Raw genomic sequence first — 25,449 nt, forward strand, 5'->3', positions numbered from 1 at the left:
AAGGGCCTCGCTCTTGTCGCGGTCCGAACGCGGCGCGTCCGATCCGGTTGCCTGTCTTGCCCCGCGCCTTAGCCGCCTCGTCCGTCCCGTTCCAGCCGCGAAACGACACTGCCGTCGGCGATATAGGCCGCGTCGACCTCAACGAGGAATAGGCCGTGGCCGAGCACGCCGGGGATGGCCGACAAATTCGCGGCGATGGCAGGCGGGTCGGCAAGGTCGAGCGCGCAATCGGCGATCAGATTGCCGTTATCGGTGCGATAGGGCGCGTCCGACACCATACGCAGCGCCGCATCCCCGAGCGCGCCGAGCGCCAGAAGCACAGAGGCGCGCGCGAACGGCAGCACCTCGACCGGCACGCGGGCGCCTGCACCGATCGCGGCGACGCGCTTCGTCGCATCCGCGATCACGACCATCCGGTCCGATGCCGCCGCGACGGTCTTCTCGCGCAGCATCGCGCCGCCCGCGCCCTTGATCGCGAAAAGCCGTGCATCGATCTCGTCGGCGCCGTCGATCGTCAGGTCGATGCGCGGCACGTCGGCGAAATCGAGCATCGCGATGCCCAGGTCGCGCGCCAGCGCCTCGCTCGCCCGCGACGTTGCGACCGCGCGGATCGCCAGCCGCTCCGCCGCGACGCGCGCGCCGAGCAGGCGGATCGCATGCGTCGCGGTCGATCCCGTTCCCAGGCCGACGAGCATGCCGTCCCGCACCTCGGCGACCGCGGCCGCGGCCGCCGCCGCCTTGTCCCGGTCCATCTCGAGCGGTGAATTCATGACAGCGGCCTTTCTCCATTGCGACAATTTGCGACATTAATAACGCCGTCGTCGGCTTGCTTTTCCGCCGGTTTGATCTGCATTGGTCTGCGACACGCAACCGTTCGCCGCCATCGAGCATTACCGCGCGGTGTCGGCTGCGCGAGCCGAGATTCGAACGGGTATACGCACCTTGAACACAGCATCGATTCGCGGGCGCCGCCTGTCGTCCGTCCCCGTGACCGCCCTTACCGTCACCGCTCTTGCCGCAACGCTCGCGCTGTCGGCCTGCGGCGACGGCTCGGCAAAGGACAAGGGCGCGCGCGGCGCCAACCAAGGTCCCGTCACGGTCGGATATGTCGTCGTTCAGCCGTCCGACGCCGCGATGGTCACCGAACTCGCCGGCCGCACCAGCGCATACGAAAGCTCGGACGTGCGCCCGCAGGTCAACGGCATCATCCGTCGCCGCTTCTTCACGGAGGGCACGATCGTCCGTAAGGGCCAGCCGCTCTACGAGATCGATCCGCGCCTCTATCGCGCCTCCGTCAACCAGGCGCAGGCGAACCTGCTGAGCGCACAGGCGAATGCCGAGGCGACGCGAATCCAGGCCGACCGCTACCGCCCGCTCGCGCAGATCGAGGCGGTATCCAAGCAGGATTACACCAATGCGGTCGCCACCGCGCGTCAGGCCGCCGCGTCAGTGGCGCAGAACCGCGCCGCATTGGAAACCGCGCGCGTCAACCTGAGCTTCACCACCGTGCCCGCGCCGATCACCGGGCGCATCGGCCGGTCGCTGTACACCGTCGGCGCGCTGGTGTCGTCCAGCCAGACCGATCCGCTGGCGCAGATCCAGCGGCTCGACCCGATGTTCGTCGATATCCAGCAATCCGCCGCCGACCTGCTCAGCCTGCGCCGCAGCCTGTCGCAGGGCGGGGTCATTCCCGCCTCTGCGCAGGTCCGCCTGATGCTGGAGGACGGCAGTGATTACGGCCAGACCGGTACGGTCGAATTCGCCGAAACGGTGGTCGACACGCAGACCGGGACCGTCACGCTGCGCGCGCGCTTCCCCAATCCGCAAGGCTTGCTGTTGCCCGGCATGTTCGTACGCGCCCGCTTCGCGCAGGCGATCAACACGCGCGCCTTCTTGGTGCCGCAGCAGGCGGTGTCGCGCGATCCGAAGGGCAATGCGACGCTGTTCGTCGTCGGTCCGAATAACAAGGCGGTTCAGCGCTCCATTACCGCCGACCGCACGCAGGGCACGAACTGGGTGGTGACCGCGGGCCTCAATTCCGGCGACAAAGTCATCGCCCAGGGCCTTGCCAACGTGAAGCCCAATCAGGCGATCAAGCCCGTTCCCGCCAACGCTCCGCAAACGGTGAAGCCGCCCTCGCCCGAGCAGATGAAGCAGGCCCAGGAAAAAGGCGGCGCAGGCGGCCGGGGCGGGCGCTGAACCGATGATCAGCCGCATCTTCATCGACCGCCCCATCTTTGCATGGGTGCTGGCGATCATCACCATGCTTGCCGGCGTCGGCGCGATCCTGTCGCTGCCGATCGCGCAATATCCCGACGTCGCGCCGCCGCAGGTATCGATCCGCGCGACCTTCCCCGGGGCATCGGCGCAGACGCTGCAGAATTCGGTGACGCAGATCATCGAGCAGCAGCTGACGGGCATCGACGGCCTGCTCTATTTCCAGTCCTCCTCGTCCAGCCGCGGGCAGGTGACGATCACCGCGACGTTCCAGAAGGGCACCGATCCCGACATCGCGCAGGTCCAGGTGCAAAACCAGGTGCAGCAGGGCGTCTCGCGCCTGCCGCAACAGGTGCAGCAACAGGGCCTCGTCGTCCGCAAGTCGAACCCCGACAACCTGCTGATCGTCGGCGTCTATGACGAGACCGACAAGCGCTCCAATATCGACGTCGCCGACTATCTGGTATCCAATCTGCAGGACCCGCTCGGCCGGGTGCCCGGGGTTGGCGACGTCAACGTCTATGGCTCGCAATATGCGATGCGCATCTGGCTGAACCCCGCAAAGCTGGCGAGCGTCCAGCTGATCCCTGCCGATGTGGTCACCGCGATCCAGAGCCAGAACACCGAGGTCGCGGCGGGCGAGGTCGGCGGCCTGCCGTCCGGCCCCGACCAGATGCTCGACGCCACCGTCACCGCGCAATCGCGGCTCCAGACGCCCGAGCAGTTCCGGCAGATCATCCTCAAGACGCTGCCGTCGGGCGCCACCGTGCGGCTGTCGGACGTCGCCCGGATCGAGCTCGGCGCGGAAAGCTATGCCTCCGTCAGCCGCATCAATCGCCATCCGGGCGCCGGCATCGCCGTGCTGCTCGCGCCGGGCGCCGACGCGCTCAAGACCGCCGAGCTGGTGAAGGCCGAGGTCGCGCGCGTGGCAAAGGGATTCCCGGCCGGCCTCAAAGTCGCCTACGCCAACGACACCACCGCGTTCATCAAACTGTCGATCGAAGAGGTGGTCAAGACGCTGATCGAGGCGATCATCCTCGTCGTCATCGTGATGTTCGTCTTCCTGCAAAGTTGGCGCGCGACGCTGGTGCCCGGGATCGCGGTGCCCGTGGTGCTGCTCGGCACGTTCGCGATCTTCCACGTCGCCGGCTTCTCGATCAACACGATGACGCTGTTCGGGCTGGTGCTCGCCATCGGTCTGCTCGTCGACGATGCCATCGTCGTGGTTGAGAACGTCGAGCGGTTGATGGAAGAGAATCCGGACATGACGCCGCGCGAGGCGACGATCGAGTCGATGAGCGAGATCAGCGTCGCGCTGATCGCGATCGCGCTCGTCCTGTCCGCGGTGTTCCTGCCGATGGCGTTCTTCGGTGGATCGACGGGCGTCATCTATCGCCAGTTCTCGCTGACGATCGTGTCGGCGATGGTGCTGTCGGTGCTCGTCGCGCTGATCCTGTCGCCCGCGCTCACCGCCTCGCTTCTCAAGCAGAGGTCGAAGGAAGCCGAAGAGGCGCAAGGGTTCAAGCGCCGCTTCCCGCGCGTCGCCGGCTGGGGAACGAAGGCGTCCGACTGGTTCAACCGCACCTTCGACCGCGGCGTGCAACGCTATACCGCCGCCGTGCAGACGGTAATCGACCGCAAGTGGATGTTTCTCCTGATCTACCTCGGCGTCGTCGCCCTGCTCGCGGTGCTGTTCCTACGGCTGTCGACGGGCTTTCTGCCGACCGAGGATCAGGGCGCCGCGAGCATTCAGTTCCAGCTGCCTGCCGGTGCCACGCAGGCGCGCACCCTGCAGGTCCAGCGCCAGGTCGAAAGTTATTTCACGCATTACGAGCCCAAGAACACGGCCGTGCTCTTCACGGTTGCGGGCGGCGGCGGCGGCGGCGCGTCCGGCCAGAATACTGGGCAGGGCTTCCTCAATTTCGTCGACTGGAAAGACCGCAAGGGCAGCGAGAACACCGCCGATACCATCACCACCCGTGCGTCCGCGGCCTTCCGGGCCCTGCGCGATGCACGCGTGTTCGTGCTCGTGCCGCCGGCGATCCGCGGTCTCGGGTCCACCGACGGCTTCACCATGGAGCTTCAGAACACCGGCGGCCTGACGCAAGAGCAGTTCAACGCAGCGCGCGACAAGTTGCTCGGCATGGCGAATGCCGATCCGAAGCTCGCGTCGGTCCGCCTCACCGAGCTTCCCGACATCGCGACCCTGCGCATCGATGCCGACGCACAGAAGCTCGCCGCGCTGGGCCTCACGCAGGCCAACGTCAATTCCACGCTCACCACCGCCTGGGGTGGGCAGTATGTCAACGACTTCATCGACCGCGGCCGCGTGAAGCGCGTCTACGTACAGGGCGATGCGCCATATCGCTCTTCGCCCGAAGACCTGAAGCAGTGGTTCGTACGCGGGTCGAACGGCCAGATGGCGCCCTTTTCGTCCTTTTCCAAAACGGGCTGGTCGACCGCGCCCACCACGCTGTCGCGCTTCAACGGCATTTCCTCGTTCGAATTTTCGGGATCCGGCGCGAAGGGCGTCAGTTCGGGCGATGCGATGACGCGGATCAGCCAGCTCGCCGCGCAAATCCCCGGCACCTCGATTGCCTGGTCCGGCCTCAGCTATCAGGAGCGGCTGTCCTCGGGCCAGGCGCCGCTGCTCTACGGGCTGTCCATCCTCGTCGTGTTCCTGTGCCTGGCCGCCTTGTACGAAAGCTGGTCGATCCCGTTCGCGGTGCTGCTCGTCATCCCGCTCGGCCTGATCGGCGCGATCGCGTTCGTGACCCTGCGCGGCCTTACTAACGACGTCTATCTCCAGATCGGCCTGCTGACGACGATGGGTCTCGCCGCGAAGAACGCGATCCTGATGATCGAATTCGCCGAACAGGCGGAACGCAAGGGCGCGCGCGTCATCGACGCGGCGCTGGAGGCGGCGAAAATCCGTCTCCGGCCGATCCTGATGACCAGTTTCGCGTTCATCTTTGGCGTGCTGCCGTTAGCCGTCTCGACGGGCGCGGGCGCGAACAGCCGCATTGCGATCGGTACCGCCGTCATCGGCGGCATGCTGACCGCGACGGTGCTCGCCATCTTCTATATCCCGCTGTTCTTCGTGCTCGTGCGTCGCGGCGTGCGCGACGGCCTCGCCCGGCTGCGCGGCAAGCCGGTCGGGCACCATGGCGGCCATGATGGCGACGACGGCAATCCGCCCGCGCCCCCGATGCCGCCCGCCACCACCCCGCCCCATGCGCCGGAGCCTGCCTGATGCGCCGCCTCGTCCCGACCCTCGCGCTGGCGTCGACCATCCTTGCGGGCTGTTCGATGGAGCCGAAGTACGTTCGCTCCGAACTGCCGGTGCCCGCATCGTGGCCGGTTGGCGACGCCTATCTGCGCCAGAGCGAGGCGTCGCTGCCCGCGATCACTTATCGCGACGTGTTCAAGGACGTGCGGCTGCAGCGGCTGATCGACCAGGCGCTGGCCAACAACCGCGACCTGCGCACCGCGGCGGCCAATATCGTGGCGGCACGCGAGCAATATCGTATCCAGCGCGCGAACGTGCTGCCGACGGTCAGCGCCAACGGCCGCTACACCTATACCGACGGTGGCCGCGGCGCGACGACGGTGGCGACGGGTTCGACGGGTACCGGGACGGGGACCGGTACGGGCACTACGCCGGGTACAGGTACCGGTACGGGTACGGGCACCGGCACCGGCGGCGTCGACACGGGCACCGGCGCGAGCGCGGGCAACGGAACCGGAACCGGCACGGTCACCACCAGCGGTTCGGGCAGTAGCTGGTCGGCGAACATCGGCACCACCGCGTTCGAGATCGACCTGTTCGGTCGGTTGCGCTCGCTGTCGCGCGCGGCGCTTGATCGCTATTTCGCGACCGAGGCGGGCGCGCGCGCGACGCGGCTGACGCTGGTCGGCGATGTCGCCTCCGGCTGGCTGACCTATGCGTCCGACCGCAGCCTGCTCAAGATCGCACAGGACACCGCGACGAGCGCCGCGAAAAGCGTGCGGCTGACGCAGGCCCGGCTCGACGGCGGCGTCAGCCCGCGCACCGACCTGACCCAGGCGCAGCAAATCCTGGAGACGGCGAACGCCGACCTCGCCCAGCAGCGCACATTGGTGGCGCAGGACGTCAACGCGCTGCAACTGTTGGTCGGCGCGCCGGTCGATCCCGCGCTCCTCCCCGCCTCGATCGAGGAAGCGCGCGCGACGATCGCCTCGCTGCCGGCCGGGCTCGACAGCAGCATCCTGTTGCGCCGCCCCGACGTGGTACAGGCCGAATACCAGCTGCGCGCCTATAACGCGCAGATCGGCGCGGCGCGCGCGGCGCTGTTCCCGCGCCTGTCGCTGACCGGTGTGCTCGGCTTCGCCAGCAACGCGCTGACCTCGCTGTTTTCCAGCGGGGCATTCAGCTATTCGGTCGCCCCCAGCGTCAGCTATTCGATCTTCCAAGGCGGCGCGGCGCGCGCCAACGTCCGCTATACCGAAGCGCAGCGCGACGCGGCGCTCGCGACCTATGAAAAGGCGATCCAGACGGCGTTCCAGGAAACCGCCAATGCGCTCGCCCGCCAGGGGACAATCGCCGACCAGCTGCGCGCCAACACGAATTTCCAGACCGCGGCGGCCGATACGTTGCGCCTGACCAACGCGCGCTATCAGGGGGGCATCGACACGTTCCTGTCGAGCCTGGATGCGCAGCGATCCTATTATTCGGCGCAGCGCACGCTGGTTGCGACGCAGCTGACCGACGCGACCAACCGCGTCACGCTGTACACCGCGATCGGCGGCGATTCCTCGCTGGAGGCGACGCCGGATGGGCCGAAGCCGGTCAGCCCGAGCGGCGCCCCGCGGTCCGAAACCCGGCCCTGACCGCCTCGCTCGGCCCGGCTCTTACGCTCCGGGCAAGCGCGTCGCCTTCAGACGAAACGGGGAGGGTCGCCCCCCTCCCCGTTTCGTTCATTCGGCCGCAATCGCAAGCGGCTTTTCCTTCCAGACCAGCACGGGCTTGCGCGCGGCCAGCGTCTCGTCGAGGCGCGCGCGCGGTGCGAAGTGCGGCGCGGTCTTGAGGCTCTCGTCACCCGCCTTGGCGCGTTCCGCCACCGATCGCAGCGCGCCGATGAACTGGTCGATCCCCGCCTTCGACTCCGTCTCGGTCGGCTCGACCAGCATCGCACCGTGCACGACGAGGGGGAAGTACATCGTCATCGGATGGAATCCCTCGTCGATCAGCGCCTTGGCGACATCGATCGTCGAGAAGCCGGGCGCGAGGCCGGCATCGCTGAAGATCGCCTCATGCATGCACGGACCACTCTTCGCGAACGGCGCATCAAGCGTGTCCTCGAGGCTGCGCAGGATGTAATTGGCGTTGAGCACCGCATCCTCCGCGACCTGCTTCAACCCGTCCGCGCCATGGCTGAGGATGTACGTCAACGCCCGCGTGAACATCCCCATCTGCCCATGAAACGCGGTCATTCGCCCGAAGCTGTCGGGGTGGCGATCCTCGACACTTTCTTCCTCGACCAGCGTGATATGGCCGTCCGCATAGCGTTCGGTGAACGGCAGCGGCCCGAACGGCGACAGCGCCTCCGACAGCACCACGGGGCCCGAGCCGGGCCCGCCGCCGCCGTGCGGGGTGGAGAAAGTCTTGTGCAGGTTGATGTGCATCGCATCGACGCCGAGGTCGCCGGGGCGCACCTTGCCGACGATCGCGTTGAAGTTGGCGCCGTCGCAATAGACGTAGCCGCCCGCCGCATGGACGGCGTCCGAGATGCGCTTCAGATCGCGCTCGAACAGGCCGCAGGTGTTGGGGTTGGTGATCATCACGGCGGCGACGTCCGGCCCCAGCCGCGCCTCGAGCGCCGCGGTATCGACACGGCCGTCCGGCGTCGCGGGAATATCCTCGACGGTGAAGCCCGCGAAGGCGGCGGTCGCGGGGTTGGTGCCGTGCGCGCTCTCGGGTACCAGCACGACCTTGCGATGGCCCTCGCCGCGCTTCTCCAGCGCCGCCTTGATGCACAGGATGCCGCACAATTCGCCATGCGCGCCCGCCTTGGGGCTCATCGCGACGCCGTGCATGCCGGTCAGCTCGATCAGCCACACCGCCAGTTCGTTGATGACGCCCAGCGCGCCCTGCACCGTGTCGACAGGCTGGAGCGGGTGGATATCGGCGAAGCCGGGCAGCCGCGCCATCCGCTCGTTGAGGCGCGGATTGTGCTTCATCGTGCACGAGCCGAGCGGGAACAGCCCCAGGTCGATCGCATAATTCTGGCGCGAAAGGCGGGTATAATGCCGCACTGTCTCCGGCTCCGACAGTCCGGCGAGGCCGATCGGGTCCTTGCGCGTCAGATTGCCGAGTCGGGAGCCCGCGACATCGCCATCCGCGAAGTCGACGCCGGTCGTATGCGCGTCGCCGATCTCGAAGATCAGCGGCTCTTCCAGCATCAGTGCCCGGTTGCCGGTGTGGGTCGCCGGCGCGCCGCCGTCCTTCGCCGCGGGCGCGGTCGGCTTCCAGCCGCTCTGGTTGATCGTCATGCCAGCACCTCCTCAAGCGCGCTTGCCAGCGCCTCGATATCCTCGTCGGTCACGGTTTCGGTCACCGCGACGACCAGCCCGTTCTGCAACGCGTCTTCACCCGGATACAGCCGGCCGAGCGACACGCCCGCGAGCACGCCGCGATCGGCGAGCGTGCGCACGATCGGGCGCGCTTCCTTGCCCAGGTCGATGGTGAATTCGTTGAAGAACGTGTCGTTGACGACGCGCACGCCCGGCACCTGCGCCAGCCGGTCCGCCGCGCGACACGCCGCTGCGTGGTTGATCGCCGCGAGCCGGCGGATACCCGCCTCGCCGAGCAACGTCATGTGGATCGAAAAGGCGAGCGCACACAGGCCCGAATTGGTGCAGATGTTGCTCGTCGCCTTTTCGCGGCGGATATGCTGCTCGCGCGTCGACAGCGTCAGCACGAAGCCGCGCTTGCCGTCCGCATCCACCGTCTCGCCGCAGAAGCGGCCCGGCATCTGGCGGATGTATTTCTCCTTACAGCCCATCAGGCCCACATAAGGCCCGCCGAACTGCAGGCCGACGCCCAGCGACTGACCCTCGCCGACGACGATGTCCGCATCCATCTCGCCCGGCGAGCGGATCGCGCCCATCGCGACGGGCTCCGTCACCACCGCGATCAGCAGCGCCTTCTTGGCGTGGCAGGCATCGGCAAGCGGGGTCAGGTCTGCGATACGGCCGAGGATGTCGGGATATTGGACGACGACGCAGCTGGTGTCGCCATCGATCGCGGCGATCAGCGCATCGATGTCGGTGTCCGCATTCAGCGTCGGGACGGACGTTTCCAGCGCGTCGCCGGTGTATTTCGCCATCGTCTTCGCGACGCTGACGTAATGCGGGTGCAGCCCCGACGACAAGATCGCCTTGCCGCGCCTGGTGATGCGCCGCGCCATGCCGATCGCCTCCCAGCAGGCGGTCGATCCGTCGTACATGCTGGCATTCGCGACGTCGGTGCCGAGCAGGCGCGCGACCTGCGTCTGGAACTCGAACAGCATCTGCAGCGTGCCCTGCGCGATTTCCGGCTGATAGGGCGTGTAGGCGGTCAGGAACTCGCCGCGCTGGATCAGATGGTCGACGCTGGCGGGCACGTGGTGCCGATATGCGCCGCAGCCGAGGAAGAACGGCACTTCGCCCGCGACCGTGTTCTGGCGCGCGAGTTTGGTCATGTGCCGCTCGACCGACAGTTCGGACGCGTGCAGCGGCAGGCCTTCGATCGGGCCATCGAGGCGAGCGGCCTCGGGCACGTCGACGAACAGCGCGTCGATATGGCTCGCACCGATCGTCGCGAGCATCGACTCGCGATCATGGGACGTCAGGGGCAGATAGCGCATTGTCATTCCTCAAAGCCCCTCCCCTTCAGGGGAGGGGTTGGGGTGGGGCGCCGCAAGCGTGGGTCTCGGTGAGACGTCCCCCACCCCCTACCCCTCCCCTGAAGGGGAGGGGCTCACAGGGGTCACAGCTTGGCGACGAACGCCTCGTAGGCGGTTTCGTCCATCAGCTCCTCGAGCTCGGCGGGGTCGGACAGCGTGATCTTGAAGAACCAGCCCTCGCCCTCCGGGTCCGAATTGACCAGGCTGGGATCATCGGCGAGCGCGGCATTGCCCTCGATGACGTTGCCCGACACGGGCGAATAGACGTCCGACGCCGCCTTGACCGACTCGACCACCGCGGCCTCGTCGCCCTTGCTCAGCTGCTTGCCGTCCTCGGGGACGTCGACGAACACGATGTCGCCCAGCTGACCTTGCGCATAATCGGAAATGCCGACCGTCCCGGTCTCGCCGTCGACGTCGATCCACTCATGGTCTTGCGTGAAGTAACGGCTCATCTCACTTGGCTCCTGCACGGATATAGCGGTGGGGGACGAAGGGCATGGCCGCGACGGTCGCGTCGTGGAGCTTGCCCCGCTGGATCAGTTTGAGCGGCGTGCCAGCCGCAGCCAGCGCCGCGGGGACGTAGGCCATGCCGATCGGTGCGCCGACGCTGGGCGCGAACCCGCCGGAGGTGACGCGCCCGATGATCGCGCCGTCGGCGTCGACCACGCTCGCGCCCTCGCGTACCGGCTGGCGACCATCGATCATCAGGCCCACGCGCTTCACCGTGGGGCCGTTCTCGCGCTCGCCGAGGATGCGCGCGGCGCCGGCGAAGTCGCCCGCCTCGCGCCGCCGCTTGGACAGCGCGAAGCCGAGGTCCGCCATCACCGGCGTCGTTTCGGGATCGAGGTCGTGGCCATATAGCGGCAATCCCGCCTCGAGCCGCAGCGAATCGCGCGCGCCGAGCCCGATCGGCTCGACCTCCGGCTGTTCGCACAGCGCGGTGGCGAAGCCCTCCGCGATCTCCGCGGGCAGCGAAATCTCGAAGCCGTCCTCGCCGGTGTAGCCCGATCGGCTGATCCACAGCGGCGTGTCGTTCCATGCGAAGGCGCCCGCGGTCATGAACACCAAAGCCTCGACGCCCGGCACGATCCGCGCCAGCGCATCGACCGCCTTTGGGCCCTGCAGCGCGAGCAAGGCCTGGTCTTCCATCAGGTTAATGACGACGTCCTCGGGCAGCACGTCAAGCAGGTAAGAGACGTCGTCGTACTTCGTCGCGCCGTTGACGACCATGTAATGGCTCGCCTCGCCAAACGGATGCGCGCCCTCGCCCGCGGGCAGCGTCGTCACCATCAGGTCGTCGAGGATACCGCCCGCATCGTTGAGCAGCAGCGAATAGCGCATCTTCGCAGGGGCAAGGCCGGCGATATCGCCGGGCAGCACCGCTTCCAGCGCCTTGGCGACGCCCTCGCCGGTCAGGCCGACCTGGCCCATATGGCTGACGTCGAACAGGCCGGCATTCTCGCGCGTCCAGAGGTGCTCGGCCATGATGCCCTTGTACTGGACGGGCATCTCATATCCGGCGAAGGGGACCATGCGGCCGCCCTGGGTGCGGTGCCAGGCGTCGAGCGGAAGCTGCTGGATCGCGGGTTCCTCGCCGTCCAGTTCCCCGGCCAGCTCGGCATCCTGCGCCTGTTCGATCACCGCGTCGCTCATCGTCTCATCCGGCCTTTCAAAAGGGCGACGGACGCAAGCGGCCGGGGCCGCGGGCGACCATCGATGAACCCCCTCTGTCACGGAACCTGAGAGCTTTCGCCCGTCGCCAACGCGGCGGGCTTACCCCTTCGGTGGCCCCTGAAAGGGGCGCTTTCCAGAGTGTCGATGGCGTCCGCGCGGTCCCGCGTGCCTGAGAGATTCCGGGGTGGTTGCTCCTTCGGCGGCCCTTTCGGGCTCTCTCCCGCGCGCGCCTATGCGGGTCGCCCCGCATCGACGACAAAAGCTCTGGCGACGCGCCCGCGCCAAGTCAATCGGCAAACGATGCCCCGCCCCAAGAGGCAGGACGATCGCCGCCGTCCGCCGTCACCGCTGCGCGTTATATTTCAGCTGGTCGTTGGTCAGCTGGAACCCGACGAGCGCCTCGAACGTCGCGCTCAGCACCGCTTGGCGGATTTCGGGCCGGCTCAGCGGATCGGTCGCGGCATCCTCTTCGCCCGCCTTGCGCTTCTTGGTCAGTTCGCGGCGGACATCGTCGGACAGCGTCGCGGCGGCGCGGCTGACGTAGCTCGTCGCCTCGCCGGTCGCCTGCGCGCGGGCCTGGCCCGCGTCGAAATGGACGACGATCTGGCCGACGCGCTTCGCCGTCACCTGGTTCCCGCCGCGCACGATCGCGATGTAATAGGGCAAGGTCACGTCGCGCGCGCCATCGGTACGGGTGCGGCGGGCGAGCACGTCGAACGTCACCGTCGTCGTGATCTGGTCGCCCGCATCGTTACAGGCACCGCGGACGTGCGTCATGTTCGCGACGACGTCGACCGCATTCTCGTCCTGGCTGGTCGCCGGGTCGAACAAGGTGATGTCGCCGGTGCCGGCGGCAACGCCCACTGTCGGGCAGGCGGAGCGGACGGCGGAGATGCCGCCTTCCACCACTTCACCCTTACCGGCGCAGCCGCCGAGGACGAGCGCAAGGGCGCAAGGGGCGAGGAGCGAGCTTTTCACGGTGAACGCGTACCTTTTCGAACGGGCGACGACATCGGGCCGGGCTGCCCCGGCCGGGCGGCGCGCACCATAGGAACCGCCTTTCGCGCGTGCAAGCAATCGCGTAGAGCGCTTCCCCATGGCCACCATCGATCCGATCGCCGCCCACGCCCCCGATCTGCCCGTCCTCGAGTTGCTGATCGCCGCACCGCGCGGCTTCTGTGCAGGCGTCGACCGCGCGATCCGCATCGTCGAACTGGCCATCGAAAAGCATGGCGCGCCGGTCTATGTCCGGCACGAGATCGTCCACAACAAGTTCATCGTCGACACGCTGCGGGCCAAAGGCGCGATCTTCGTCGAGGAACTCGATCAGGTTCCCGACGGCAAACCCGTCGTATTCAGCGCGCATGGCGTGCCCAAATCGGTGCCCGCCGCGGCGCAGGATCGGGGACTCGACTATCTCGACGCGACGTGCCCCCTGGTGTCGAAGGTGCATCGCGAGGCGGAGCGGCTGGTCGCGGCCGGGCGCCACATCGTCTTCATCGGCCATGCCGGCCATCCCGAGGTGATCGGCACGTTCGGCCAGGTGCCGACGGGCGCGATGACGTTGATCGAGACGGTGGACGACGTCGCCGTCTTCGCCCCCGCCGATCCCGACAACCTCGCCTTCCTGACGCAGACGACGCTGTCGGTCGACGACACCGCCGCGGTCGTCGCCGCGCTGCAGGCGCGCTTCCCCAGCATCCAAGGCCCACGCGGCGAGGACATCTGCTACGCGACGTCGAACCGCCAGGCCGCGGTCAAGGCGATCGCGGCGGCGTGCGACGCGATGCTGGTGATCGGCGCGCCCAATTCGTCGAACTCGCTGCGCCTCGTCGAAGTCGCGCTGCGCGAGGGCACGCCCGCCCGGCTGATTCAGCGCGCCGCCGATCTCGACTGGTCGTTCCTCGACGGCGTCGGCACGCTCGGCATCACCGCGGGCGCGTCCGCACCGGAGATGCTGGTGCGCGAGCTCGTCGACCTGCTCGGCACGCGCTATGCGGTCAGCGAACGCGAGGAGGAAACGACGCGCGAGACGATCGCGTTCAAGCTGCCACGCGGGCTCGACGCGGCCGCCTGAAGGCGCCGCGATCACTCGACCGCGATGATCTGATCCGCGGTCTGGATCGGCACCGTATATTGCCAGCGGGCAAGCGAATGCGGACGGCCTGCGACCAGATTGGCGATGGCCCGCGCGCGGATCTTGTCGCGCACGGTCACCGTGCGACCGCGCAGATAGGTTTCGGGCGGCGCGCCGAACCGTTTCTCCAGCGTCTTCGCGACGATCGGCCGCATCGCGAAGGTAACGTCGCCCGGCGCGCGATAATCGTCGCTGGAATTGAGGAAGACGGCATCGTCGGTCCGCGCGGTTTCGGCGATGCGCATGCGGAACGTGCCGCTGCTGGCGCGATTGGGGTGCGCGTCCGCCAGCGCGATCGCACCGGCGGGATCGAGCACGTTCTGGTCGACGGCGGGCATGGCAAGCGCAAGCAGCAAGGCGATCATCGGTCGGCTCCCCTGTCGCCGCGCAACCTAGGGCAGACCGCCCGCACCCGCGACTGAATAATCCGTCATCCCACCCTTCCCTTGCCGGCCCCCGCGGGGCAGGACAACGCGCTTGGCGACGAGGCGCGAGGAAGGCGACGGACGAGGCGATGGCGGTCTACACACAGGTATCGGCCGAGACGCTGGCGGCGTTCCTGACGCGCTACGACGATGTCGGCTCGCTCGTCTCTGCGAAGGGGATCGCGGAAGGGGTGGAGAATAGCAACTACCTCGTCGATACGACGACGCAGCGCTACATCCTGACGCTCTACGAAAAGCGCGTCGACGCGGGCGACCTGCCCTTCTTCATGGCGCTGCTCGACCATCTCGCCGCGCGCGGGCTGCCGGTGCCGCCCGCGATCCGCGACCGCGACGGCGCCGCGATCCAGACGCTGGAGGGGCGGCCCGCTTGCCTGATCCGCTTCCTGCCCGGCGTGTCGGTGACGCGACCGACGCCGGCGCAGGCGCGCACCGCGGGCGCGGCGCTCGCCGACCTGCACGCCGCGGTCGCCGATTTCGACGGTAAGCGCGCCAACAGCCTGGGTGTCGCCGCATGGCGGCCGCTGCTCGAACGGTGCGGCGCCGACCTCGACGACATCGCACCGGGCCTGTTCGCGCGTGTCGATTCGGCGCTCGCCGCGGTGGAGGCAGACTGGCCGCGCGACCTGCCAGCCTGCGTCATCCATGCCGACCTGTTTCCCGACAACGTCCTGATGCTGGACGCGCGCGTCACGGGACTCATCGATTTCTACTTCGCCTGCACCGATCTGCGCGCCTATGACGTCGCAGTGATGCATACCTCTTGGGGGTTCGATCCCGCCGGCGCGCCGCTCGACGGCGTCGGCAGCGCTTCGATGGAAGGCTATGGCGCGCGGCTGTCGGCCGCGGAGCGCGCGGCGCTGCCCGTGCTGGCGCGCGGCGCGTGCATCCGCTTCTTGCTGACGCGGGCGTGGGACTGGCTCAACACGCCCGCCGACGCGCTGGTGACGCGCAAGGATCCGCTCGCCTATCTCCGGCGCCTCGACTGGTATGACGCGCATCCGGAGGCGTTCGCGTGACCGAGCCCCTGACTCCGCCGCTGACTTTGGTCGAAATCGCCACCGACGGCGCGTGCAAGGGCAATCCGGGCCCCGGCGGCTGGGGCGCGCTGCTCCGTTTCGGCAGCCACGAGAAGGAATTGTCGGGCGGGGAGGCGATGACCACCAATAACCGCATGGAGCTGACCGCGGCGATCGAAGCGCTCGGCGTGCTGACGCGGCCGTGCCACGTCAAGCTGTCCACCGACAGCAAATATGTGATGGACGGCCTGACCCGCTGGATCCACGGCTGGCGCCGTAACGGCTGGAAGACCGCGGACAAGAAACCGGTCAAGAACGCCGAACTGTGGCAGGCGCTGTTCGCCGCGACGCAGCGGCACGAGATCGAATGGATCTGGGTAAAGGGCCACGCCGGCCACCCCGACAACGAACGCGCCGACAAACTCGCCAGCGACGCGGCGCTGGCCGCTGCGAAGAAACCCTGATCGCCGCGCGCTATTCCGCCTCTTCGACCGGGGCGTCGGGGCCGTTCTTGAGAATGGAGGCGATCGCATTGCGGGCGTTCGCACGGCTCGAATAGCCTTCGGTCCACCAGATCAGTTCGGCGTTGTGCTTGAATTTGGCGACGAACTCGCCCGCCTTGTTCTTCTCGATCACGAACTTGTGCGCCATCACAGCCTCCTTCGCGAGAGTGGTCAGCGAATGGTAGCCGCGAAGCGTGCCGGTGCATAGCGGTCCGCGTCGATGCCCGCGACCGCGTCGGGCAGCGCGCGCCCGAGCAGCAGCGCCGCCCCGATCGCGGCGGCGGCAGGCGAGGTCTGGATGCCGAAGCCACCCTGCCCCGCGAACCAGAAGAAGCCCGGCGCGTCGGGGGCGAAGCCATAGACGGGCAGGCGATCGGGTGCGAAGCTGCGCAACCCCGCCCAGCGCCGCTCCACCACCGCGACGCGCCAGTCGACCGCGCGCTCGAACCGATCGATCGCGATCGCGACGTCGATCTCTTCCGCGGCCGCATCGCACGGATCGCTCGGCGTCTCGTCCGACGGGCTCAACCAAAGGCGGCCGCCGGCCTCCGGCTTGAAGTAGAAACCGCCCGCGATATCGGCGATCAGCGGCAGGCCCGCGGGTGGCGCTGGGTCGGTGCCGAGCTGCACGACGGTGCGGCGATAGGGGCGGATGCCGATCGGCGCGACGCCCGCGCTGATCGCGACCGGATCCGCCCAGGCGCCCGCCGCGTCGACCAGCACATCGGCACTATAGTCGCCCGCCGCGGTCGCGATCCGCCACGCGCCGCCCGCGCGCGTCGCCGCATGCAGCGCCGCCTGCGTCACCAGGCTCGCGCCCGCCCGCCGCGCCGCGCCGAGGTAGCGCGCATGCAGCGCCGCGACGTCGATATAGGCGCAGCTCGGCTCGTGGATGCCGATCGTCCATTCCCGGCGCAGGCCGGGGACGATCGCCGCCGGGTCGACGCGCGACAGCCCCACGCCGCTGTTCGCGAAGGCGGCAAGGAAGGCGTCCGCCGCCGCCGCATCTTCGGCGCGGCCGATGTGCAATTCGCCCAGCGGATCGAGGAAGCCGCCATCGCGCAGCACCGCCTGCGACGCGCTGGTCAGCGGCTGGATGCCCGGGCCGCCATAGGTTTCGGACCAGAAAGCGGCGGAGCGGCCGGTGGCGTGATAGCCAGGCTGCGCCTCCGCCTCGATCAGCAGCACGCGCGCCGCGTCGCCGATCGCGGCGGCGAGGCTGGCGCCCGCGATCCCCGCGCCGACGATCGCGACGTCGAACCTCATGCCGCGTGCCGCGCCAGGAAGGCGTCGATCAGGCCGAACGCACGCAGCCGGACGTCGTCCGATTCGCGCAGAATCTCGTGCGCCGACTCGGGCCCGAACCGCACCAGTTCGCAATGCGGCAGGCGTGCGGCGACGCGGATCGCCGCGCCGGGATCGACCAGCCCGTCGGCGTCGGCGACCAGCATCAGGACGGGTGTCGTCACCGACTCTAGCCGCGGGTCCCGCTGCAACGCCGCGCAGGCGGACAGGGCCTCCGCCACCCAAGCCCAGCTCGGCGGGCCCAGCCGCAGCGCCGGTTCTCGCGCATACCAGAAAGCCTCGTCGGCGTAACGTTCGTGCGAATGCGTCAGCAACCGCTCGCGATGCCCCGCCGAGGGCGCGTCGTCGCGCACCTTCCACGCGGCGCGTGCCGGGTCGCCAATCCGGGTCATCAGACGTGCGAGTATCCCGCCCAGCCACGGCCCGACGGGCGAATGCACGCCGATCATCGGCGCGACGAGCACCGCCGCATCGGGATCGACGCTGCGCTCGACCAGCGCGCGGAGCGCCAGATGCCCCCCCATCGAATGGCCGATCAGCATCGCCGGCCCCGCCTGCTCCCGCCGCCAGTCGCGCCAGAAGGCGGCAAGATCGTCCAGCCACGGCCGGAAGCTGGCGGCATGGCCGACGTGGCGGTCCGCCGCGAGTCGCCCCGATCCGCCCTGCCCGCGCCAGTCGAAGGCGGTGACCGACCATCCCCCCGAATGCAGATTGCGGATCAGCTCCAGGAATTTTTCGACGATATCGGCGCGCCCGCCCTGCACCAGCGCGCGGCCACGGGCGGCGGGATGCGCCCAATCGAAACGACGATGTACCCATCCGTCGGGCGCGACCCAGTGCGAAAGACGCGAATCGGCGGGGAAATCACGGCGCAGGCGATCGGGATCGGTTGGGTAATCGGTCATCGGCGCGCTCTGGTTACGGTTTCGAAAGCCCTCGCGTCTACCTGTTCCCGATGATGGGGTGGGACAAACTTCTCGGCTATGCGCTGCTCGCGGCGCTGTTCGCGCTGCTGCTGGCGGCGGGTATCGAGGACGCGCGCCGGCGCGAGATCGCCAATTGGAAGAATGCCGCCATCGCGCTCGCCGCCCCCGCGTGGTGGTGGGCCAACGGCCTCGGCTGGGGCGATGTCGCGCTCCAGCTGGGTGTCGGCGCTGCGGTATTCGCGCTCTTCGCCGGTATTTTCGCCGCCGGCTGGATGGGCGGCGGCGACGTCAAGATGATCGGCGCGCTCGCGCTCTGGCTGCCGCCGGGCGGCGTTCTGTCGATGCTGATGCTGATGGCGATCGCGGGCGGCGCGATCACGATCGTGATGGTCGCCGACAGCCGCTGGCGCCGGCGCGAAGGCGCGGTGGAGGTGCCCTACGGCGTCGCCATCGCCGCCGCCGCGCTGCTCACCCTGGCGCCAGTGGGCGCACCAACCGGATTTTAACCACTCCTCCCCCAATGCTTAGCGTCGGATCAACCACCGGTGCGCTGAAAGGCCCGTTGAGACATGGATAGTCGCAAGATCGTTTTGCTGGTGGGCGCCCTGCTGGTCGCCGGCATCACGGCGTTCTTCGCCCGCACATTGCTCGCGGGCTCCGCCGCGCCGCAAGCCGCCGCGATGACGCAGCCGATGGCCCGGCCGGTCGACGGCCCCGAGGTGCTCGTCGCCACCCGCGCGCTGCCCGTCGGCACCATCCTCGATGCCAGCGCGCTGAAGTTCCAGCCCTGGCCCAAGGAACTGGTCGACGGCGCCTATTTCCTGAAAGCGGGCACCGACCTCAAGTCGCTGCAGGGTACCGTGGTGCGCAACGCGATCACCGCGGGCCAGCCGGTAACGCAGGGCGCGCTGGTCAAGCCGGGCGATCGCGGCTTCCTCGCCGCCGCGCTCGGGCCGGGCATGCGCGCGGTCACCGTCGCGGTGTCGGGCCAGGCGGCAGTCGCGGGCTTCGTCTTCCCGGGCGACCGCGTCGACCTGGTCCTGACGCAGTCGGTCACGGGCGGCGGCGACGGCCAGCCGCTCAAGGTATCGGAAACCATCATGCGCAACGTCCGCGTGCTCGCGACCGACCAGCGCACCGACAACAGCGTCGGCGAGGACGGCAAGACCAAGGTCAGCACCTATTCCAACGTCACGCTGGAAGCGACGCCCAAGATGGCCGAGCAGATCGCGGTGGCGCGCACCGTCGGCGACCTGTCGCTGTCGCTGCGCAGCCTTGCCGACAATCCGGCCCAGCTCGAGGAAGCGATCGCCAGCGGATCGGTGAAGGTGCCCGCCAATGGCGACGCCCGCGCCGAAAAGGCGATGATGCTGGCCGTCGCCAGCCAGCCGCAATCGGGCGGCAGCACCTTCGCCACCGGCGCCGACGTGTCGCGCTTCCAGCGCAGCACGGTGCCGGGCAAGGCGAACGGCGCGGCGGGCATGACGCCGCAGGGCGTTACGCAGGCGACCGTGTCGACCGGTATGCCGGGCGATGCCAGCGGCCTGCCGATGGGCCCGGTGGTGCGCATCGCACGCGGCACGACCGTGACGGTCGTCCCGGTCGGCGGCCAGCGTATCGCGCAGCAGCAGACCAACGCGTCGCCCGTCGGTGCGACCAATACCAGCGTCCCGATGGGGGGGAACAAGTAACATGCGCAAGCTGAAAACTCCGCTCGCCCTGCCGCTCGCGCTCGCGCTCGCGGCCGGCGGCGCGGTCGCCGACGCGCGGCCCGCAGGGGCCGCCGCCAGTGCCGCTTCCGGTCTCGTCCAGGTCAACACCGGCCGTGGCCGCCTCGTCACGCTGCCGCGTCCGATGAGCGACGTGTTCGTCGCCGACGATACGGTCGCCGACGTCCAGGTGCGCTCGCCGACACAGCTCTACATCTTCGGCAAAAAGCCGGGTGAGACGACGATCTCCGCGACGACGAAGGGCGGCGCGGTGGTCTATGCCAGCACGGTCCGCGTCGGAAACAATTACGACTCGATCGGCGCGATGCTGCGCCTCGCGATGCCGGACGCGCAGATCGTCGCGACGCCGATGAACGGCCTCGTCCTGCTCACCGGCACGATCGCCAGCCCGGGCGACGGCGCGGAGGCGGAACGGCTGGTCCAGGCCTATGTCGGGGACAGCACGAAGGTCCTGTCCCGCCTGAAGACCGCGACGCCGCTGCAGGTCAACCTGCAGGTCCGCTTCGCCGAAGTCAGCCGCACCTTCATCAAGCAGGTTGGCGTCAACATCACCAGCCGCGACAATTCCGGCGGCCTGCTGTTCGGCATCAGCCAGGGACGGCAGGGCACGATCACCACCGTGCCCGGCGTGATCGGCCAGCCGAATGCGCCGGTGGACGCGAACGGTCTCGTCCCCGGTGCCACGCTGTTCGGCTTCCCGCAGCAAGGCGCGCGGGGCACGACCTTGGGCCTTGCCGGCAAGCTGCTCGGCATCGACCTGCTCGGCGCGCTCGACCTCGGCGAGACGACGGGTCAGGTGACGACGCTCGCCAACCCCAATCTCACCGCGCTGTCGGGCGAGACGGGCACGTTCCTTGCCGGCGGCGAGGTGCCGATCCCGGTCGCGCAGGCGCTCGGCACGGTCTCGGTCGAATACAAGCAATATGGCGTCAGCCTCGCCTACACGCCGACGGTGCTCGCCGACGGGCGGATCAGCCTGCGCGTGCGGCCGGAAGTGTCGCAGCTCGATTATTCGAACGCGGTGACGCTGAACGGCACGCGCGTGCCCGGCCTCACCACCCGTCGCGCCGAAACGACGCTGGAACTGGGTTCGGGCCAGAGCATGATGATCGGCGGCCTGCTTCAGAACAGCCACAATAACTCGATCGACAAGGCACCCTTCCTCGGCGACCTGCCGATCATCGGCGCGTTGTTCCGATCGAACAGCTTCCAGCGCAGCGAAACCGAACTCGTCATCATCATCACGCCGTATCTGGTGAAGCCGATCAACAGCATGGCGCAGGTCGCGCTGCCGACCGACGGCTATCGCGCGCCGACCGATGCCGGCCGCATCCTGCTGGGCGAACTCGGCACCGGCGTCAGCGGCGACCGTCGCCCCGTGCCATCGATGGCGCCCGGCACCGCAGCAGCCGGCGTGCCGAGCTATGGCGCCGCCGCCGCCGTTCCCGCGCAGCCGCGCCGCGACGTCGCACCGGCCGCCGCCGACACGCGCAGCACACGCAAATCGCGGAAGGCGGACATCCCCGCCCCCGGCTTCTCCAACTAAGCGCGCGAAGGAAGTGTTTCCGATGCTCCGTCACATCCTCCTCGCCTCGCTCGCCGCTCCCGCCTTGCTCGTCGGGGGATGCATGGGCACCCAGAACCGCGGCGTCGAATCGGTGCACCAGCCCGTCGTCGACCGTGCGAGCTACGCGCTCGACCTCGCGACGCGGGGCGGCATGCTCGCGCCGGGCGAGGATTATCGCCTCGCCGGCTGGATGCAGGGCATGCACGTCGGCTTCGGCGACCGGATCGCGATCGACGATCCCGGCGATGCCGCACCGGGCGCACACGAACAGGTGGCGGGCGTCGTCGCCCGCTACGGCCTGCTGCTGTCCACCGACACACCGGTCACCGCCGCGCCGGTCGCCCCAGGCGTCGTGCGCGTCGTCGTCAGCCGCATGCGCGCCGGCGTTCCCGGTTGCCCCGACTGGAGCCGCGACAGCAGCACCGAACTCGATCAGCATACCTCGTCCAATTACGGCTGCGCGGTGAACGCGAACCTCGCCGCGATGGTCGCCCGGCCGGAAGACCTCGTCCACGGCGTCGATGCGGGATCGGTCGTCGATCCGGCGCTGACCAGCAAGGCGATCGACAACTACCGCAAGCGCCCCGCGACGGGCGCCACGGGCACGCTGCCCGCCACGGGAGGAAAGTAAGGATGAACGCCCCCTGGAAACCGGTCGGCGTCGGCCAGCGCGATCCCTTCGCTGCCTACGCCTGCGACGACACGACATCCGATACGCTGCGCACCGTCGCGGGCGAATTCGGCTGGGCGTTGGAAAAGGTGCACAAGGGCGGGCTGCGCAACGCGGTCCAGTCGCTGTCCATTTCCGCCAGCCCGCAGATCCTGTTCGTCGACCTCGCCGAATCGGGTGATCCGCTCAACGACATCAACGCGCTCGCCGAAGTGTGCGAGCCGGGCACCGTCGTCATCGCGGCGGGACAGGTCAACGACGTGCGCCTGTACCGCGACCTCGTCGCCAGCGGTATCCAGGATTATCTGCTGAAGCCCGTCCACCCGGACATGCTGCGCGAGGCGCTGGGCCATGCGCAGGCGATGCTCAACGCGCCCAAGGCCGCAGAAGCCGCGATCGATCGCCCGCACAGCGCGACCGCCGTCATCGGTACGCGCGGCGGCGTCGGCGCCTCGACGATCGCGACCTCGCTCGCCTGGCTGATGAGCGAGCGCGAGAAGCGCGCGACCGCGCTGCTCGACCTCGACGTCCATTTCGGCACGGGTGCGCTTGCGCTCGACCTCGAACCGGGCCGCGGCCTGACCGATGCGATCGAGAATCCCAGCCGTATCGACGGATTGTTCATCGAACGCGCGATGGTCAAGGCGTCCGAAAAGCTCGCCGTCCTCTCCGCCGAGGCGCCGATCAACCAGCCGCTGATGACCGACGGTGCCGCCTTCTACCAGTTGCAGGAAGAGATGCGCGCCGCGTTCGAATGCACCGTCGTCGACCTGCCGCGCGCGATGCTGATCCAGCATCCCCACCTCATCAGCGACATCCAGACCGCCGTCGTCGTGACCGAGCTGACGCTGGCTGCCGCGCGCGACACGATCCGCATCCTGTCATGGCTCAAATCGAACGCGCCGCAGACGCAGGTGACCGTCGTCGCCAACCGCATGCACGCCGCGGGCCAGCTCGAGATCAGCCGCAAGGATTTCGAAGGGTCGATCGAGCGCAAGATCGATCACGTCCTGCCCTTCGACCAGAAGCTGGCGGCGCAGGCGGCGAAACTGGGCAAGCCGATCGCGGAAGCCGGCAAGAATTCGAAGACGGTCGCGCCGCTGCTCGACCTCGCCAAGGCGGTGCTGAGCGCCGGCGACGAGGCGATAGAGGCCGCGCCCGCCGGGGCCGGCGGCAAGAAGGGCAAGTCGTTGATCGCCTCGCTGCTCACCAAACGTCCCCGGACGTGATCGCGCCCGGGATCGCTTCGGCCGTTACCGTCGCCGCCACCGTATTCGTCATGGAGCCCTGAACGCCCGCCATGGACACGATGCCCCTCTTCCTGATCGCGATCGGCGCGGTGCTGGTGCTCGGCCTGGTCGTTTTCGCCTTTGCCGGCCCCTCGCCGCAGCGTACGCAGGCGCGGCGCATCGCGGCGGTGCGCGGTCGTCACGGCGCGGCCGATCCGATTGCCGAGGCGCAGATGCGCCGCATCACCGCGGGGCGCGCGCAGACGCGGACAGACATCGCCTTTGGCAAGCTGCTGCCCAATCCGGCGCAGCTCGCGAAACGGCTGGCGATGACCGGCAAGGACTGGACCGTGGGCCAGTACGGGATGGCGAGCGCAGGCCTGGTCGCCGTCGTCGCAGCCTTCCTGTGGCTGAAGGGCGCGCCGATCCTGCTCGCGATGTTCCTTGCGCTGTTCGTCGGCGCCGGGCTGCCGCATTTCATCGTGGGCAAGTTCATCAAGCGCCGAATCGCCAAATTCACCGCCAAATTCCCCGACGCGATAGAATTGCTGGTCCGCGGCCTGCGGTCCGGCCTGCCGGTCAGCGAGACGATGGCGGTCGTCGGCAATGAGGTGGAAGGACCCGTCGGCGAGGAATTCCGCATGGTGTCCGACAAGATGAAGATCGGCAAGTCGATGGACGCCGCGCTGCAGGATACCGCGGACCGCCTCGGTACGCCGGAATTCCAGTTCTTCGTCATCACCATCGCGATCCAGCGCGAGACGGGCGGCAACCTTGCCGAAACGCTCGCCAACCTGGCGACGGTGCTGCGCCAGCGCGGCCAGATGAAGCTGAAGATCCGCGCGATGTCGTCCGAATCGAAGGCATCGGCCTATATCGTCGGCTCGCTGCCGTTCATCGTCTTCGGCATGATCTGGATGATCAACGCCAGCTACATGCAGAACTTCTTCGTCGACCAGCGGCTGATGGTCGCGGGTCTGGGCGGTCTGCTATGGATGAGCATCGGCGCCTTCATCATGGCCAAGATGGTCAGCTTCGAGATCTGACGGGCAAGGACACAGCGATCATGCAGGCATCCGGCCCCACCCTCCTCGGCGTCGACGTCCTTTGGGTCGCGACGATCCTGTCCGGCGTCGCCGCGTTCGCGGTGATGATCGCGATCTATGCGGTCACCACGGTCAGCGATCCGATGGCGAAACGCGTCAAGGCGCTGAACGACCGGCGCGAGCAGCTGAAGGCGGGCATCACCGCCTCCACCAAGCGGCGCGCGAAGCTGGTCCAGCGCAACGACACCGCCGACCGGATGCGCAGCGTCCTGTCCTCGCTCAAGGTGCTGCAGGACAGCCAGGTCAAGATCGCGCAGGTCAAGCTGATGCAGGCGGGCATCCGGTCGAAGGACTGGGCGGTCGCGGTCATCTTTGGCCGGCTCGCGCTGCCCATCGTCATCGGCGGGCTCGCGACCTTCCTCGTCTACGGCACCGACGGCTTCGCCGATTATTCCGCGCTCCAGCGCTACGGGATCGTCGCCGGCGCCTTCCTGCTGTCGTACAAGGCGCCCGACATCTATCTGAAGAACAAGATCACGAAGCGCAGCCATGCGATCCGCAAGGGCCTGCCAGACGCGCTCGACCTGCTCGTCATCTGCGCCGAAGCCGGCCTTACCGTCGATGCCGCCTTCCACCGGGTCGCGAAGGAACTGGGGCGCGCCTATCCGGAACTGGGCGACGAATTCACGCTGACCGCGATCGAACTCGGCTTTTTGACCGAGCGGCGTCAGGCGTTCGAGAATCTGGCGACGCGCGTCGACCTCGACGCGATCAAGGGTGTCGTCACGACGATGATCCAGACGGAGAAATACGGCACGCCGCTGGCCAGCGCGCTGCGCGTCCTGTCGGCGGAATTCCGCAACGAACGCATGATGCGCGCCGAGGAAAAGGCCGCGCGCCTGCCCGCAATCATGACAGTGCCGCTCATCCTGTTCATCCTGCCGACGCTGTTCGTCGTCATCCTGGGCCCCGCGGCCTGTTCGATCAGCGACGCGTTCTGACGGCGGCGGCGATGCGCGGGTGAACCAAGCCCTGCCATCGTCGTTATGCCCCCG

At 68.5% G+C, this 25,449-nt stretch carries 23 protein-coding genes and 2 riboswitches; of the genes, 13 read left to right on the forward strand and 10 right to left on the reverse strand.

The window, feature by feature from the left end; translation table 11 throughout:
• Positions 1-68: 68 nt before the first annotated feature.
• Positions 69-770 (reverse strand): ribose-5-phosphate isomerase RpiA, encoded by a 702-nt coding sequence (gene rpiA / locus DM480_RS03305; protein ID WP_115377543.1) that lies wholly within the window; start codon positions 768-770, stop codon positions 69-71.
• A 217-nt stretch (positions 771-987) separates the two neighbouring features.
• Between rpiA and DM480_RS03310 the strand changes: the two genes are divergently transcribed.
• The 3 genes from DM480_RS03310 to DM480_RS03320 are packed head-to-tail and all read left to right on the forward strand — an operon-like array spanning position 988 to position 7,086.
• Positions 988-2,199, forward strand: a complete 1,212-nt coding sequence (locus DM480_RS03310) for an efflux RND transporter periplasmic adaptor subunit (RefSeq protein WP_405053278.1) — start codon at positions 988-990, stop codon at positions 2,197-2,199.
• 4 nt (positions 2,200-2,203) lie between these two features.
• Positions 2,204-5,470: an efflux RND transporter permease subunit gene (locus tag DM480_RS03315; RefSeq protein WP_115377544.1), complete on the forward strand. Its 3,267-nt coding sequence runs from the start codon at positions 2,204-2,206 to the stop codon at positions 5,468-5,470.
• On the forward strand, positions 5,470-7,086 hold the full coding sequence (locus DM480_RS03320) for an efflux transporter outer membrane subunit (protein WP_115377545.1): 1,617 nt from the start codon (positions 5,470-5,472) through the stop codon (positions 7,084-7,086). The genes DM480_RS03315 and DM480_RS03320 overlap by 1 nt, the downstream gene beginning before the upstream one ends.
• A gap of 87 nt (positions 7,087-7,173) precedes the next feature.
• Here the strand turns inward: DM480_RS03320 and gcvPB are convergent, their stop codons facing one another.
• From gcvPB to DM480_RS03345, 5 genes are all read right to left on the reverse strand, one after another.
• Entirely contained in the window at positions 7,174-8,748 is a 1,575-nt protein-coding gene (gcvPB, locus tag DM480_RS03325; protein ID WP_115377546.1) for an aminomethyl-transferring glycine dehydrogenase subunit GcvPB, read from the reverse strand.
• Entirely contained in the window at positions 8,745-10,103 is a 1,359-nt protein-coding gene (gene gcvPA, locus DM480_RS03330) for an aminomethyl-transferring glycine dehydrogenase subunit GcvPA (protein WP_115377547.1), read from the reverse strand. Before gcvPA ends, gcvPB begins: the two co-directional genes overlap by 4 nt.
• A gap of 122 nt (positions 10,104-10,225) precedes the next feature.
• Positions 10,226-10,597 (reverse strand): glycine cleavage system protein GcvH, encoded by a 372-nt coding sequence (gcvH, locus tag DM480_RS03335; RefSeq protein ID WP_115377548.1) that lies wholly within the window; start codon positions 10,595-10,597, stop codon positions 10,226-10,228.
• A gap of 1 nt (position 10,598) precedes the next feature.
• Positions 10,599-11,798, reverse strand: a complete 1,200-nt coding sequence (gene gcvT / locus DM480_RS03340; protein ID WP_115377549.1) for a glycine cleavage system aminomethyltransferase GcvT — start codon at positions 11,796-11,798, stop codon at positions 10,599-10,601.
• 64 nt (positions 11,799-11,862) lie between these two features.
• Positions 11,863-11,966, reverse strand: a riboswitch (glycine riboswitch).
• Positions 11,967-11,969: 3 nt separating this feature from the next.
• A riboswitch (glycine riboswitch) is annotated at positions 11,970-12,052 on the reverse strand.
• A gap of 109 nt (positions 12,053-12,161) precedes the next feature.
• The gene (locus tag DM480_RS03345; RefSeq protein WP_115377550.1) at positions 12,162-12,797 is read right to left on the reverse strand and encodes a hypothetical protein; all 636 of its coding nucleotides are present in this window, start codon (positions 12,795-12,797) and stop codon (positions 12,162-12,164) included.
• A 118-nt stretch (positions 12,798-12,915) separates the two neighbouring features.
• Between DM480_RS03345 and ispH the strand changes: the two genes are divergently transcribed.
• Positions 12,916-13,896, forward strand: coding sequence for a 4-hydroxy-3-methylbut-2-enyl diphosphate reductase (gene ispH / locus DM480_RS03350; RefSeq protein WP_115377551.1), 981 nt, complete (start codon positions 12,916-12,918; stop codon positions 13,894-13,896).
• Positions 13,897-13,907: 11 nt separating this feature from the next.
• Here the strand turns inward: ispH and DM480_RS03355 are convergent, their stop codons facing one another.
• A complete protein-coding gene (locus tag DM480_RS03355; protein WP_115377552.1) occupies positions 13,908-14,321 on the reverse strand; it encodes a hypothetical protein in 414 nt (137 codons plus the stop codon).
• A gap of 149 nt (positions 14,322-14,470) precedes the next feature.
• Here DM480_RS03355 and thrB point away from each other — a divergent pair, with 149 nt between their 5' ends.
• Together thrB and rnhA are read left to right on the forward strand one after the other, a co-directional pair.
• Positions 14,471-15,418 carry a homoserine kinase gene (gene thrB, locus DM480_RS03360; RefSeq protein WP_115377553.1) on the forward strand — a complete coding sequence of 316 codons (948 nt, stop codon included), beginning with the start codon at positions 14,471-14,473 and terminating at the stop codon, positions 15,416-15,418.
• Positions 15,415-15,882, forward strand: coding sequence for a ribonuclease HI (gene rnhA / locus DM480_RS03365; RefSeq protein ID WP_115377554.1), 468 nt, complete (start codon positions 15,415-15,417; stop codon positions 15,880-15,882). Before thrB ends, rnhA begins: the two co-directional genes overlap by 4 nt.
• A 10-nt stretch (positions 15,883-15,892) precedes the next feature.
• On the opposite strand, the gene DM480_RS03370 is transcribed toward rnhA, so the two are convergent.
• From DM480_RS03370 to DM480_RS03380, 3 genes are read right to left on the reverse strand one after another with little or no spacing between them, the layout of a single operon-like run.
• Positions 15,893-16,069 (reverse strand): YegP family protein, encoded by a 177-nt coding sequence (locus DM480_RS03370; RefSeq protein WP_115377555.1) that lies wholly within the window; start codon positions 16,067-16,069, stop codon positions 15,893-15,895.
• A gap of 23 nt (positions 16,070-16,092) precedes the next feature.
• Positions 16,093-17,187 carry an NAD(P)/FAD-dependent oxidoreductase gene (locus tag DM480_RS03375; protein ID WP_115377556.1) on the reverse strand — a complete coding sequence of 365 codons (1,095 nt, stop codon included), beginning with the start codon at positions 17,185-17,187 and terminating at the stop codon, positions 16,093-16,095.
• Complete coding sequence (locus DM480_RS03380) at positions 17,184-18,131, reverse strand: alpha/beta fold hydrolase (protein WP_115377557.1); 948 nt, start codon at positions 18,129-18,131, stop codon at positions 17,184-17,186. Before DM480_RS03380 ends, DM480_RS03375 begins: the two co-directional genes overlap by 4 nt.
• A gap of 53 nt (positions 18,132-18,184) precedes the next feature.
• Here DM480_RS03380 and DM480_RS03385 point away from each other — a divergent pair, with 53 nt between their 5' ends.
• From DM480_RS03385 to DM480_RS03415, 7 genes are all read left to right on the forward strand, one after another.
• Positions 18,185-18,658: an A24 family peptidase gene (locus tag DM480_RS03385; RefSeq protein WP_115380739.1), complete on the forward strand. Its 474-nt coding sequence runs from the start codon at positions 18,185-18,187 to the stop codon at positions 18,656-18,658.
• A gap of 63 nt (positions 18,659-18,721) precedes the next feature.
• Positions 18,722-19,843, forward strand: a complete 1,122-nt coding sequence (cpaB, locus tag DM480_RS03390; protein WP_115377558.1) for a Flp pilus assembly protein CpaB — start codon at positions 18,722-18,724, stop codon at positions 19,841-19,843.
• Position 19,844: 1 nt separating this feature from the next.
• A complete protein-coding gene (locus DM480_RS03395) occupies positions 19,845-21,428 on the forward strand; it encodes a type II and III secretion system protein family protein (RefSeq protein ID WP_115377559.1) in 1,584 nt (527 codons plus the stop codon).
• 22 nt (positions 21,429-21,450) lie between these two features.
• Positions 21,451-22,080, forward strand: a complete 630-nt coding sequence (locus DM480_RS03400) for a CpaD family pilus assembly lipoprotein (protein ID WP_115377560.1) — start codon at positions 21,451-21,453, stop codon at positions 22,078-22,080.
• 2 nt (positions 22,081-22,082) lie between these two features.
• Positions 22,083-23,348: a pilus assembly protein CpaE gene (locus tag DM480_RS03405; protein WP_115377561.1), complete on the forward strand. Its 1,266-nt coding sequence runs from the start codon at positions 22,083-22,085 to the stop codon at positions 23,346-23,348.
• A gap of 71 nt (positions 23,349-23,419) precedes the next feature.
• Complete coding sequence (locus DM480_RS03410; RefSeq protein ID WP_115377562.1) at positions 23,420-24,394, forward strand: type II secretion system F family protein; 975 nt, start codon at positions 23,420-23,422, stop codon at positions 24,392-24,394.
• Between the two features lie 20 nt (positions 24,395-24,414).
• Positions 24,415-25,395 carry a type II secretion system F family protein gene (locus DM480_RS03415; protein ID WP_115377563.1) on the forward strand — a complete coding sequence of 327 codons (981 nt, stop codon included), beginning with the start codon at positions 24,415-24,417 and terminating at the stop codon, positions 25,393-25,395.
• Positions 25,396-25,449 lie beyond the last annotated feature (54 nt).

The organism is Sphingomonas sp. FARSPH (assembly GCF_003355005.1).
Taxonomy (GTDB): Bacteria; Pseudomonadota; Alphaproteobacteria; order Sphingomonadales; family Sphingomonadaceae; genus Sphingomonas.